11 protein-coding genes are annotated in these 12,060 nt (G+C 61.8%); 3 read left to right on the forward strand and 8 right to left on the reverse strand.

Annotated elements, in window-relative coordinates; all coding sequences use genetic code 11:
• Positions 1-178: 178 nt before the first annotated feature.
• The 4 genes from hflD to ACN6NG_RS08400 all read right to left on the reverse strand — a co-directional run bounded on the left by hflD (position 179) and on the right by ACN6NG_RS08400 (position 4,962).
• Positions 179-805, reverse strand: coding sequence for a high frequency lysogenization protein HflD (gene hflD / locus ACN6NG_RS08385; RefSeq protein WP_063422621.1), 627 nt, complete (start codon positions 803-805; stop codon positions 179-181).
• On the reverse strand, positions 802-1,926 hold the full coding sequence (gene mnmA, locus ACN6NG_RS08390; RefSeq protein ID WP_474313479.1) for a tRNA 2-thiouridine(34) synthase MnmA: 1,125 nt from the start codon (positions 1,924-1,926) through the stop codon (positions 802-804). Before mnmA ends, hflD begins: the two co-directional genes overlap by 4 nt.
• Positions 1,927-1,983: 57 nt before the next feature.
• On the reverse strand, positions 1,984-2,424 hold the full coding sequence (locus ACN6NG_RS08395) for an NUDIX hydrolase (protein ID WP_016498850.1): 441 nt from the start codon (positions 2,422-2,424) through the stop codon (positions 1,984-1,986).
• Between the two features lie 312 nt (positions 2,425-2,736).
• The gene (locus ACN6NG_RS08400; RefSeq protein ID WP_063422623.1) at positions 2,737-4,962 is read right to left on the reverse strand and encodes an NADP-dependent isocitrate dehydrogenase; all 2,226 of its coding nucleotides are present in this window, start codon (positions 4,960-4,962) and stop codon (positions 2,737-2,739) included.
• A 412-nt stretch (positions 4,963-5,374) separates the two neighbouring features.
• Between ACN6NG_RS08400 and icd the strand changes: the two genes are divergently transcribed.
• Entirely contained in the window at positions 5,375-6,631 is a 1,257-nt protein-coding gene (gene icd / locus ACN6NG_RS08405; RefSeq protein WP_013973292.1) for an NADP-dependent isocitrate dehydrogenase, read from the forward strand.
• Positions 6,632-6,700: 69 nt separating this feature from the next.
• On the opposite strand, the gene cspD is transcribed toward icd, so the two are convergent.
• On the reverse strand, positions 6,701-6,955 hold the full coding sequence (gene cspD / locus ACN6NG_RS08410) for a cold shock domain-containing protein CspD (RefSeq protein ID WP_043199470.1): 255 nt from the start codon (positions 6,953-6,955) through the stop codon (positions 6,701-6,703).
• 230 nt (positions 6,956-7,185) lie between these two features.
• Between cspD and clpS the strand changes: the two genes are divergently transcribed.
• Positions 7,186-7,548, forward strand: a complete 363-nt coding sequence (gene clpS / locus ACN6NG_RS08415; RefSeq protein WP_016488124.1) for an ATP-dependent Clp protease adapter ClpS — start codon at positions 7,186-7,188, stop codon at positions 7,546-7,548.
• A gap of 30 nt (positions 7,549-7,578) precedes the next feature.
• Positions 7,579-9,849: an ATP-dependent Clp protease ATP-binding subunit ClpA gene (gene clpA, locus ACN6NG_RS08420; protein WP_474313483.1), complete on the forward strand. Its 2,271-nt coding sequence runs from the start codon at positions 7,579-7,581 to the stop codon at positions 9,847-9,849.
• 167 nt (positions 9,850-10,016) lie between these two features.
• On the opposite strand, the gene infA is transcribed toward clpA, so the two are convergent.
• The 3 genes from infA to aat all read right to left on the reverse strand — a co-directional run bounded on the left by infA (position 10,017) and on the right by aat (position 11,781).
• Positions 10,017-10,235, reverse strand: a complete 219-nt coding sequence (gene infA / locus ACN6NG_RS08425) for a translation initiation factor IF-1 (RefSeq protein WP_002553999.1) — start codon at positions 10,233-10,235, stop codon at positions 10,017-10,019.
• Between the two features lie 101 nt (positions 10,236-10,336).
• Positions 10,337-11,044: an arginyltransferase gene (locus ACN6NG_RS08430; RefSeq protein ID WP_028613329.1), complete on the reverse strand. Its 708-nt coding sequence runs from the start codon at positions 11,042-11,044 to the stop codon at positions 10,337-10,339.
• A 56-nt stretch (positions 11,045-11,100) separates the two neighbouring features.
• Positions 11,101-11,781: a leucyl/phenylalanyl-tRNA--protein transferase gene (gene aat / locus ACN6NG_RS08435; RefSeq protein WP_016498856.1), complete on the reverse strand. Its 681-nt coding sequence runs from the start codon at positions 11,779-11,781 to the stop codon at positions 11,101-11,103.
• Between the last annotated feature and the right edge of the window lie 279 nt (positions 11,782-12,060).

A 12,060-nucleotide genomic window follows, 5' to 3' on the forward strand; every position in this document is an offset into this window, starting at 1 on the left:
CCGAGGTCGGGTGGCTGACCAAAGGTCGGCCCATCTATCTGGTGCGGCATTGTGCATTACCTGTTCTGGCCCTATCGCCGGCAAGCCAGCTCCCACAGGTACTGCGCTGGCCTTGAGCACAGTGCAAATCTTGTGGGAGCTGGCTTGCCGGCGATGAGGCCGGAACTGTCAGCCCCTGTCAGGATGGGCTGCGCATCATGTCGTACAGTTCGTTCAGCAGCTTGCGCCGGCTGAACACCAGTTGCCAGCGGTGACCGCCCAGTTGGCGCCACAAGCGTGCGGCGCGGATGCCGGCCAGCAGCAGGGCGCGGATTTTCGAGGCGTTGCTGGCCTGCTGCAGGAAGCGCATGTCGCCATGCACTTGAATGCGCTGACGCAAGGTACTCAGGGTGTCCTGGTACAAGGCGCCACTGGAAGCAATGACGTTTTCATGAACAAGGCCAAAATGGTCAGCCTGGGACTGGATTTGCGGCAGGCGGTTGCCGATGGTATCAAGCAGGTCGCCACGCTTGTTCAGCTGGCGCTCCAGCCCCAGCATTGACAGGGCGTAGCGCAGTGGCTCGCGCTGCAGGCTGTTGGGGTCGCGCTCCAGTGCGCCGATCAGCGCGCGGTAGCCGTCGCGCAGGTTCAGGTCGTCACCGCCGAACACCTCGAGGGTGTCCTTGGGGTCACGTACCAACAGGCTGCCAAGCATGCAACCGATGTTGGCCTCACTGGCCTGGCCGGTGCGGGCGATACGGTCCACCAACACAGCGGCCTGAAACACACCGCCCAACGCAATCAGCTGCTCCTGCAGGTTGCTCATGCGCGCGGGCTCCACGGCTCGGCGGCTTCGATCACGCCGCCGCCCAGGCACACTTCACCGTCGTAGAACACCACCGACTGGCCTGGGGTAACGGCGCGCTGCGGCTCGTCGAACACCGCGCGGTAGCCGCTGGGCGTAAGTTCCAGGGTGCACTGCTGGTCGCTCTGGCGGTAGCGGACCTTGGCGGTGAGCTGACGCGGGCTGCTGAGGTCGATGGGGTTGACCCAGAAGATTTCCGAGGCGAGCAGGGCGCGGGAGAACAGCCAAGGGTGTTCGTTACCCTGGCCGACCACCAGCACATTGCGGGTCAGGTCCTTGTGCAGCACGTACCACGGCTCGTCACCGGCATCCTTCAGGCCGCCGATGCCCAGGCCCTGGCGCTGGCCGATGGTGTGGTACATCAGGCCATGGTGGCGGCCGATCACTTCACCTTCGATGGTTTCGATGTTGCCCGGCTGGGCTGGCAGGTACTGTTTGAGGAAGTCGCTGAAGCGGCGCTCGCCAATGAAGCAGATGCCGGTGGAGTCTTTTTTCTTGGCGGTGGCCAGGCCGTGCTTTTCGGCGATGGCGCGCACTTGCGGTTTTTCCAGCTCGCCGACCGGGAACAGGGTACGGGCGATTTCCTTGCCGCCGACGGCGTGCAGGAAGTAGCTCTGGTCCTTGTTCGGGTCCAGGCCCTTGAGCAGTTCGGTAAGCCCGTCGGTGTCACGGCGGCGCACGTAGTGGCCGGTGGCAATCAGGTCGGCACCCAGCGACAGGGCGTAGTCGAGGAACGCCTTGAACTTGATTTCGCGGTTGCAGAGGATGTCCGGGTTGGGCGTGCGGCCGGCCTTGTATTCTTCAAGGAAGTGCTCGAACACGTTGTCCCAGTACTCGGCGGCGAAGTTGGCGGTGTGCAGCTTGATGCCGATGCGGTCGCACACGGCCTGCGCGTCGGCCAGGTCTTCACGGGCGGTGCAGTATTCGGTGCCGTCGTCTTCTTCCCAGTTCTTCATGAACAGCCCTTCCACCTGGTAGCCCTGCTCGATGAGCAGAAGGGCGGAGACGGAAGAGTCCACGCCGCCGGACATGCCGACGATGACGCGGGTCTTGGCGGGGTCTTTGAGTGCTGGGCTGGTCATGGGTACCGGTGTGTATCAAGGGAAAAACGTCGATTCTATCAAACCCGTGGCGACGCGTCAGTCGCGGAGCAGGGTAAGGCTGTGCAAGGGGCCGTTGAGGTAGTCGTCGAGGCAACGTGGCACCAGCTCGCTGCGCCAGCGGGCCGGGTCGGCCAGCAGCTCGTCACGGGTCAGCCACACGGCGCGGACGATGTCGCTGTCCAGTGCCAGGTCGGCGTGGTGGCGCACCGGGCGGGCGGCGAAGCAGATGCGCTGGTAGGTCACGCCGTTGCTGGGGGCGGTGTACAGGTAGATGCCGACCACGCCGGTGAGCTCGACTTCCCAGGCGGTTTCTTCCAGGGTTTCGCGCAGGGCGGCCTGGGGCAGGGTCTCAAAGGGTTCGAGGTGGCCGGCGGGTTGGTTGAAGACGTGCTGGTTGGCTTTGAATTCTTCGACGAAGAGGAACTTGCCTTCGTGCTCGACGATGGTGGCGACGGTGATGTGGGGTTGCCAGGTCATTTGCGGTGTCCTTTCAGATGGTCAGGACCGCTTTGCGGTCCATCGCCGGCAAGCCAGCTCCCACAGGTACTGTGCAGATCATGAGCCTTGTGCAGTATCTGTGGGAGCTGGCTCCCACAGGTAGTGTGCAGATCATGAGCCTTGTGCAGTATCTGTGGGAGCTGGCTCCCACAGGTAGTGTGCAGATCTTGAGCCTTGTGCAGTATCTGTGGGAGCTGGCTTGCCGGCGATGGGCTGCAAAGCAGCCCCAATGTCCAAAAAGCAAAAACCCCGGTGCGTGGCCGGGGTTTGTGCTGTTACTTCAAGCGAACCTTACAGGGCAGCAATGGCGCTGTTCAGGGTCTGGCTTGGGCGCATCACCTTGGCGGTCAGCTCGGCATCCGGGGCGTAGTAGCCACCGATGTCGGCCGGCTTGCCCTGAACGGCGTTGAGCTCGGCGACGATGGTCTCCTCGTTCTCGGCCAGGGTTTTTGCCAGCGGGGCGAAGCGTGCCTGCAGGGCAGCATCGTCAGCCTGGGCAGCCAGGGCCTGGGCCCAGTACAGGGTCAGGTAGAAGTGGCTGCCGCGGTTGTCGATACCGCCAACTTTGCGCGAAGGCGACTTGTTGGTGTCGAGGAACTTGCCAGTGGCCTGGTCCAGGGTGTTGGCCAGCACTTTGGCGCGCGGGTTGTCGTAGGTGTTGCCCAGGTGCTCCAGGGAAGCGGCCAGGGCCAGGAATTCACCCAGCGAGTCCCAACGCAGGAAGTTCTCTTCCACCAGCTGCTGCACGTGCTTGGGCGCCGAACCGCCGGCGCCGGTCTCGAACAGGCCACCGCCGTTCATCAGCGGCACGATCGACAGCATCTTGGCGCTGGTGCCCAGCTCCATGATCGGGAACAGGTCGGTCAGGTAGTCGCGCAGCACGTTGCCGGTCACCGAGATGGTGTCCTTGCCTTCGCGGATGCGCGCCAGGGAGAACTTGATGGCATCGACCGGGGGCAGAACACGGATGTCCAGGCCAGTGGTGTCGTGATCCTTCAGGTACTGCTGCACCTTCTCGATCATCACGCCGTCGTGGGCGCGGGCCGGGTCCAGCCAGAACACCGCAGGGGTGTTGCTCAGGCGGGCACGGTTGACGGCCAGCTTGACCCAGTCCTGGATCGGCGCGTCTTTGGTCTGGCACATGCGGAAGATGTCACCGGCTTCGACGTTCTGCTCCAGCACAACGTTGCCCTTGCCATCGACCACGCGCACGACACCGTCGGCCTTGATCTGGAAGGTCTTGTCGTGAGAGCCGTACTCTTCGGCTTTCTGCGCCATCAGGCCAACGTTCGGCACGCTGCCCATGGTGGTCGGGTCGAAGGCGCCGTGCTGCTTGCAGTCTTCGATGGTGGCCTGGTAGATACCGGCGTAGCAACGGTCCGGGATCACGGCCTTGGCGTCTTGCAGTTCACCGGCGGTGTTCCACATCTTGCCCGAGTCACGGATCATGGCCGGCATCGAGGCGTCGACGATGACGTCGCTGGGCACGTGCAGGTTGGTGATGCCTTTGTCGGAGTTGACCATCGCCAGGGCCGGGCGCTGGGCGTACAGGGCCTGGATGTCGGCTTCGATCTCGGCCTGCTTCTCGGCTGGCAGGTCCTTGATGCGGGCGTACAGGTCGCCGATACCGTTGTTGGCGTTGAAGCCTACTTCGGTCAGGGCTGCGGCGTGCTTGGCCAGCACGTCGTTGTAGAACTCTTCGACGATGACGCCGAACATGATCGGGTCGGAAACCTTCATCATGGTGGCTTTCAGGTGCACCGACAGCAGCACGCCGGCGGCCTTGGCATCGGCGATCTGCTCGGCGATGAAGGCTTTCAGGGCCTTGCGGCTCATGGTGGCGCAGTCGATGATTTCGGCGGCCTTGACGGCGGTCTTTTCTTTCAGGACGGTGGTGGTGCCGTCTTTGCCGACCAGCTCGATACGCAGGCTGTCGTCAGCTTCGATCAGTGCGGCCTTCTCGCTGCCGTAGAAGTCGCCCTGGGTCATGTGGGCAACGTGCGACTTGGAGTCGGCGGCCCAGGCGCCCATCTTGTGCGGGTGCTTGCGGGCGTAGTTCTTGACCGACAGCGGCGCGCGGCGGTCGGAGTTGCCTTCGCGCAGCACCGGGTTCACGGCGGAGCCCTTGATGCGGTCGTAGCGGGCACGGGACTCTTTCTCGTCCGCGGTGGCCGGCTCGTCGGCGTAATCAGGGATGTTGAAGCCCTTGCCTTGCAGTTCCTTGATCGCGGCCTTGAGCTGCGGTACCGAGGCGCTGATGTTCGGCAGCTTGATGATGTTGGCTTCAGGGGTGGTAGCCAGCTGGCCCAGTTCCGCCAGGTGATCGCCTACTTGCTTCTCTGCGCCCAGTTGCTCCGGGAAGGCGGCAAGGATACGGCCGGCCAGGGAGATGTCGCGAGTTTCGACGGCGATGTCAGCCGAAGCGGTGAAGGCTTCGACGATCGGCAGCAGCGAGTAGGTGGCGAGGGCGGGGGCTTCGTCGGTGAAGGTATAGATGATCTTGGAACGGGTGGGCATGCGGGTTAACTCTCTGTGTGCTGAGCGTGCTCGAGTCTCGTGGTGCGCAGGGTAGGCGCATCGCCCTGGCAGCGCCATGAGCGGAAAGTCGAGAGGCTGCGAGCGGTGATGGTGGATGCATCAGTCGAGCGTCAATGCTGAGCTGCGGTAACAACCCAGGCTTTTCGGCCATTCATGGCCAAGGGCGGTCCGCATTTTCCTGGGATTCGCCCCGATGACCCTACGGTCGCGGCGGAGTATACCAAACCATTCGGGCTAATCAGCAAGGCCAAGTGATATCGGCCCATTTATAAGACCAAAGACGTAGCTGCAATGTGGCGGGTTGTCGCACGCCTTGCAGGTCGGCAGATGTGGTTTAGGCTCAGTGGATCGCACGATGTCCAATCACACCCGACAGCGGAGTAGTGCAAGCATGGGATACCAGAAAATCAAGGTTCCGACCGACGGCACCAAGATCACCGTCAATGCAGACCATTCGCTCAACGTTCCTGACAACCCCATCATTCCTTATATCGAAGGCGACGGGATTGGCGTCGATGTCTCGCCGGTAATGATCAAAGTGGTGGATGCGGCGGTGCAGAAGGCCTACGGCGGCAAGCGCAAGATCGCCTGGATGGAGGTGTACGCTGGCGAAAAAGCCACCCAGGTATACGACCAGGACACCTGGTTGCCGCAGGAAACCCTCGATGCCGTGCGGGACTACGTGGTGTCGATCAAGGGCCCGCTGACCACCCCGGTGGGGGGTGGCATCCGTTCGCTCAACGTTGCCCTGCGCCAGCAACTGGACCTGTATGTGTGCCTGCGCCCGGTGCTGTGGTTCCAGGGTGTGCCGAGCCCGGTGAAAAAGCCCGGTGATGTCGACATGGTGATCTTCCGCGAGAACTCCGAGGACATTTATGCGGGTATCGAGTGGAAGGCCGGTTCGCCTGAGGCGAACAAGGTGATCAAGTTCCTGAAGGAGGAAATGGGCGTCACCAAGATCCGCTTCGACCAGGACTGCGGCATCGGCGTCAAGCCGGTATCGCGCGAGGGCACCAAGCGCCTGGTGCGCAAGGCCCTGCAATACGTGGTGGACAACGACCGCGAGTCGCTGACCCTGGTGCACAAGGGCAACATCATGAAGTTCACCGAGGGTGCCTTCAAGGACTGGGGTTACGAAGTGGCCCGGGACGAGTTTGGTGCCGAACTGCTCGATGGCGGCCCTTGGATGAAGTTCAAGAACCCGAAAAGTGGTCGGGAAGTCATCGTCAAGGACGCCATTGCCGACGCCATGCTGCAACAGATCTTGCTGCGCCCGGCCGAGTACGACGTGATCGCCACCCTCAACCTCAACGGTGACTACCTGTCCGATGCGCTGGCGGCGGAAGTGGGGGGTATCGGCATTGCGCCGGGCGCCAACCTGTCCGACACCGTGGCCATGTTCGAGGCTACCCATGGCACCGCGCCCAAGTATGCCGGGCAGGACAAGGTAAACCCGGGCTCGGTGATCCTCTCGGCAGAGATGATGCTGCGGCACATGGGCTGGACCGAGGCGGCCGACCTGATCATCAAGGGCACCAACGGCGCCATTGCGGCCAAGACCGTGACCTACGACTTCGAGCGCCTGATGGACGGCGCCACGCTGGTGAGCAGTTCAGGCTTTGGCGACGAAATGATCAAGCATATGTAAAGCAATATAAAACCGGCCGCTCCTGTAAAGAAGCGGCCGGTTTTTTCGTATACCGGCAGAAAGCAGGGATCACGCATTAGCGGTCGTGGGCGAGTTCGGTACTCCCGTCGAAGCGCTGACGTTGGCGCCCTTGATTTCGACAGCATGCAGGCCTTTCGGGCCCTGGATGATGTTGAAAGTCACGGCTTGTCCGGCTTTCAGCGTCTTGTAACCGTCCATCTGGATCGCCGAATAATGGGCGAACAGATCTTCGGTTCCGCCGTCCTCATTGATGAATCCATAGCCCTTGGCATTGTTGAACCACTTGACTTTACCGCTTGCCATCCCTATGTCCCTCTGCAAAGGACTCCATCACTGGAGTATCATCCACTTCATCCGCATACGAACCTTGCGAAAAATCTGGTTGACTGCGCGGATCTTTATCGACCACGGTGGGTTCTTATTGGTTGTAACACCGTTTTGCCGATAGTCAAGGTCGCCCGGCGCCTGCGCCGGCCGTGGCCTATGCCGTCAACCCACAACCTTAACCTGACGCTCATGATGAAATTCTTTCCATGCATGCACCTAGTGAGATTCGACTAACATTCAATCAGGATCGCCCGCAAACGAATGAGGACGACGGCTCGGGTCTTGCAGTCCAGGAAGCCAAGCCGATCCTGCAGGCGCCACCGATGTACAAGGTGGTTTTGTTCAACGATGACTACACGCCAATGGATTTCGTCGTCGAAGTGCTCGAGACGTTCTTCAGTCTGAACCGCGAGCTGGCGACCAAGATCATGCTGACCGTCCATACAGAAGGGCGGGCAGTGTGCGGATTGTTTACCCGTGACATCGCCGAAACAAAGGCTATGCAGGTCAACCAATACGCCAGGGAAAGCCAGCATCCGCTACTCTGTGAAATCGAGAAGGACGGTTAATCGCCGACCACTTGGGTATGAGGTGAAGCTATGTTAAACCGCGAGCTCGAAGTCACCCTCAATCTGGCCTTCAAGGAGGCCCGTTCGAAACGTCATGAGTTCATGACCGTCGAACATCTGCTGCTGGCACTCCTTGACAATGAGGCTGCCGCGACCGTTCTGCGCGCCTGTGGCGCCAATCTCGACAAGCTCAAGCACGACCTGCAAGAGTTCATCGATTCCACCACGCCGTTGATTCCTGTCAACGATGAAGACCGTGAAACCCAGCCGACCCTGGGCTTCCAGCGCGTACTGCAGCGTGCCGTGTTCCACGTGCAAAGCTCTGGCAAGCGCGAAGTGACCGGCGCCAACGTGCTGGTGGCGATCTTCAGCGAACAGGAAAGCCAGGCCGTGTTCCTGCTCAAGCAGCAGAGCGTGGCCCGCATCGACGTGGTCAACTACATCGCCCATGGCATCTCCAAGGTGCCGGGGCATGGCTCGCAGTCTGACAGCGACCAGGAAATGCAGGACGATGAGGGCGGTGAAACCTCCTCTTCGAGCAACCCGCTGGACGCCTATGCCAGCAACTTGAACGAACTGGCCCGTGCCGGCCGTATCGACCCGTTGGTAGGTCGCGAGCAGGAAGTTGAGCGCGTGGCGCAAATCCTTGCCCGTCGGCGCAAGAACAACCCGCTGCTGGTGGGTGAGGCTGGCGTGGGCAAGACGGCCATCGCCGAAGGCCTGGCCAAGCGCATTGTCGATGGCCAGGTGCCCGACCTGCTGGCGCAGAGTGTCGTGTACTCCCTCGACCTTGGCGCACTGCTGGCCGGTACCAAGTACCGCGGCGACTTCGAGAAGCGCTTCAAGGCGCTGCTCGGTGAGCTGCGCAAACGCCCGCAGGCGATCCTGTTCATCGACGAAATCCACACCATCATCGGTGCCGGTGCGGCGTCAGGCGGGGTGATGGATGCCTCCAACCTGCTCAAGCCGTTGCTGTCGTCGGGTGAGATCCGTTGCATTGGCTCGACCACCTTCCAGGAGTTCCGCGGCATCTTCGAGAAGGATCGTGCCCTGGCACGGCGTTTCCAGAAGGTGGATGTCAGCGAGCCGTCGGTCGAAGACACCGTGGGCATTCTGCGCGGCCTGAAGGGGCGCTTCGAAAGCCACCACAATATCGAATACAGCGACGAAGCCCTGCGCGCCGCCGCCGAACTGGCCTCGCGCTACATCAATGACCGGCACATGCCGGACAAGGCCATCGACGTAATCGACGAAGCCGGTGCCTACCAGCGCCTGCAACCGGAGGCCAACCGCGTCAAGCGCATCGACGTGCCTCAGGTCGAGGACATCGTCGCCAAGATTGCGCGAATTCCGCCGAAACATGTCAGCAGTTCCGACAAGGAGTTGCTGCGTAACCTTGAGCGTGACCTGAAGCTGACCGTGTTCGGTCAGGACCAGGCCATCGATTCGCTGTCTACCGCCATCAAGCTGTCCCGCGCTGGCCTCAAGTCGCCAGACAAGCCTGTCGGTTCGTTCCTGTTCGCCGGCCCTACCGGCGTCGGCAAGACCGAAGCGGCGCGGCAGCTGGCCAAGGCGCTGGGCGTGGAGCTGGTGCGTTTCGACATGTCCGAGTACATGGAGCGCCACACCGTGTCGCGCCTGATCGGTGCGCCTCCTGGTTACGTTGGCTTTGACCAGGGTGGTTTGCTGACCGAGGCGATCACCAAGCAACCGCATTGCGTATTGCTGCTCGATGAAATCGAGAAGGCCCACCCGGAAGTCTTCAACTTGCTGCTGCAGGTGATGGACCACGGGACCCTGACCGACAACAACGGGCGCAAGGCCGACTTCCGTAACGTGATCCTGATCATGACCACCAACGCTGGCGCGGAAACCGCGGCACGGGCCTCGATCGGCTTCACCCATCAGGACCATGCGTCCGATGCCATGGAAGTCATCCGCAAGAGCTTCACGCCAGAGTTCCGCAACCGCCTGGACACCATCATCCAGTTCGGCCGCCTGAGCCACGAAACGATCAAAAGCATCGTCGACAAGTTCCTTATCGAACTGCAGGCGCAGCTGGAGGACAAGCGTGTGCTGCTGGAAGTCAGCGATGAGGCACGCGGCTGGCTGGCGGCGTCGGGCTACGACGTGCAGATGGGTGCGCGGCCGATGGCGCGGCTGATCCAGGACAAGATCAAACGGCCGCTGGCCGAGGAGATCCTGTTTGGCGAGCTGGCCGAGCATGGCGGTGTAGTGCACATCGACCTGCGCGATGGCGAACTGGTGTTCGACTTCGAGACCACGGCTGAGGTTGCGTGATAGTGGGGCCGCTTTGCGGCCCATCGCGACGCAAGGCCGCTCCTACAAGGGTTATGCGATTCCCTGTTGGAGCGGCCTTGCGTCGCGATGGGCTGCAAAGCAGCCCCCTGCAATTTCACAGGCACAAAAAAGCCCGGCACATGGCCGGGCTTTTTCATGGCTGGAGCTTAGCGCGCACGGTAAGTGATGCGGCCCTTGCTCAGGTCGTACGGCGTCAGCTCGACGCGGACCTTGTCGCCAGTGAGAATACGGATGTAGTTTTTGCGCATCTTTCCGGAGATGTGCGCGGTTACGACGTGCCCGTTTTCCAACTCCACGCGGAACATGGTGTTGGGCAGGGTGTCGACGACAGTACCTTCCATTTCGAAGCTGTCTTCTTTCGACATGCAGTTGAGCCCTCGGATCCAGTGTTAGCCCGACGCATATCCGCACCGGGCAAAAAAGTGGCGCCGATTATGCCGGAAATCTGCGTGTCAAGCCAATGCTTTCAGTTGAGGGTGACCCAGCGCTGGTTTATCAGCAACTCGATGGGCCGATACTGCGTCTTGTAGTTCATTTTCTTGCAGTTCTTGATCCAGTAGCCCAGGTAAACCGCTTCCAGGTCCTGGCGCACTGCCTCGGTGATCTGCCAGAGGATGGCGAAGCGGCCAAGGCTGCGTCGCTCCTCGTCCGGCTCGTAGAAGGTGTACACCGCCGACAGGCCATTGGGCAGCAGGTCGCACACTGCCACCGCCAGCAACCGGCCTTCCAGGCGGAACTCGTAGAACCAGCAGAACGGCAGGTCGCGCACCAGAAAGGTAGAAAACTGGTCGCGGCTGGGCGGGTACATGTCACCGTCGGCGTGGCGCGTTTCGATATAGCGCCGGTACAACTCGAAGTATTCTTCCTTGAACGTCGGGCGCGCGGCGCTCACGGTCAGGTCGGCGTTGCGCTTGAGAATGCGTCGTTGCTGGCGGTTGGGAATGAAGCGCGCCGCCGGGATGCGCGCCGGCACACACGCGTTGCAGTTCTGGCAGTGGGGGCGGTACAGGTGGTCGCCACTGCGCCGAAAGCCCATTTCCGACAGGTCGGCGTACACGTTCACGTCCATCGGCTGGCTGGGGTCGAGGAACAGTGTGGTCGCCTGCTCGTCAGGCAGGTAGCTGCAGGAGTGGGGCTGAGTGGCATAAAACTTCAACCGCGCCAACTCTGTCATGATCAACCCCTTCGGTGAGACTTTGTTTTAAGTGTAAGCCAGCTATGGCAACTCGCCTAGGCAACCCACGTTGCGCTGTTGGGTTGGTCGAGGTGGCGTGCCAGGTAGCCGGCGAACTCGGCGCGGCTGATGGCATGGGCGCCCAGGCTGTGCAGGTGGTTGGTGGGCATCTGGCAGTCGATCAGTACGAAACCGGCTTCGCGCAGGTGGTTGACCAGGGTCACGAAGCCAACCTTGGAGGCGTTGTCGGCGCGGCTGAACATTGATTCGCCGAAGAACAGCTGGCCCATGGCCAGACCGTACAGGCCGCCGACCAGCTCGCCGTCCTGGCGTACCTCCACCGAATGCGCGATGCCACGGCGGTGCAGTTCGCAGTAGGCGTTGCGCATGGTGTCGGTGATCCAGGTGCCGTCGGCGTAGTCGCGTGGTGCGGCGCAGGCAGCGATGACGGCGGCAAAGTCGGTGTCGAAGCTGACCTGGTAGCGACCCTGGCGCATCAGCTTGGCCAGCGACCGTGAAACGTGAAGTTGGCCGGGCAGCAGCACCGTGCGCGGGTCGGGTGACCACCACAGGATCGGCTGGCCGTCCTGGTACCACGGGAAGCAGCCATGGCGGTAGGCCTGCACCAGGCGCTCGGGGCTCAGGTCGCCGCCAGCGGCCAACAGGCCGTTGGGGTCGTGCAGGGCCTTTTCCAGGGGTGGGAAGGTCAGCGAGTCGCGGGTCAGCCAGGTGAGCATGGTCTATCGTGCGGTGGGGGAGGGGAGAGGGCAGCATGGCGCGGGTGAAAAGCAGGGTCAATCTCTTTGGCTGCCTCAACGCCAGCGTTGCAGTTTGTAGGAGCAGCCTTGCGCTGCGCAGAGGCCGGTGCTGCCACAGCAGATTCATGGCCTTACCGGCCTCTTCGCAGCACAAGGCTGCTCCTACAGAGAGGCAGTGCAGTTTCGGCAATTCTGGGCAATTTCCTGCACATTCATGAAACCGCAGGCACCATCCGCTACATTTGCTGTCACACCTGT

Source organism: Pseudomonas sp. TSO6 (assembly GCF_056098905.1).

Excerpts from the sequence above, each read along its gene's own strand:
- hflD (WP_063422621.1), bottom strand. The coding sequence starts at position 805 with ATGAGCAACCTGCAGGAGCAGCTGATTGCGTTGGGCGGTGTGTTTCAG.
- mnmA (WP_474313479.1), bottom strand. The coding sequence starts at position 1,926 with ATGACCAGCCCAGCACTCAAAGACCCCGCCAAGACCCGCGTCATCGTC.
- ACN6NG_RS08395 (WP_016498850.1), bottom strand. The coding sequence starts at position 2,424 with ATGACCTGGCAACCCCACATCACCGTCGCCACCATCGTCGAGCACGAA.
- ACN6NG_RS08400 (WP_063422623.1), bottom strand. The coding sequence starts at position 4,962 with ATGCCCACCCGTTCCAAGATCATCTATACCTTCACCGACGAAGCCCCC.
- icd (WP_013973292.1), top strand. The coding sequence starts at position 5,375 with ATGGGATACCAGAAAATCAAGGTTCCGACCGACGGCACCAAGATCACC.
- cspD (WP_043199470.1), bottom strand. The coding sequence starts at position 6,955 with ATGGCAAGCGGTAAAGTCAAGTGGTTCAACAATGCCAAGGGCTATGGA.
- clpS (WP_016488124.1), top strand. The coding sequence starts at position 7,186 with ATGCATGCACCTAGTGAGATTCGACTAACATTCAATCAGGATCGCCCG.
- clpA (WP_474313483.1), top strand. The coding sequence starts at position 7,579 with ATGTTAAACCGCGAGCTCGAAGTCACCCTCAATCTGGCCTTCAAGGAG.
- infA (WP_002553999.1), bottom strand. The coding sequence starts at position 10,235 with ATGTCGAAAGAAGACAGCTTCGAAATGGAAGGTACTGTCGTCGACACC.
- ACN6NG_RS08430 (WP_028613329.1), bottom strand. The coding sequence starts at position 11,044 with ATGACAGAGTTGGCGCGGTTGAAGTTTTATGCCACTCAGCCCCACTCC.
- aat (WP_016498856.1), bottom strand. The coding sequence starts at position 11,781 with ATGCTCACCTGGCTGACCCGCGACTCGCTGACCTTCCCACCCCTGGAA.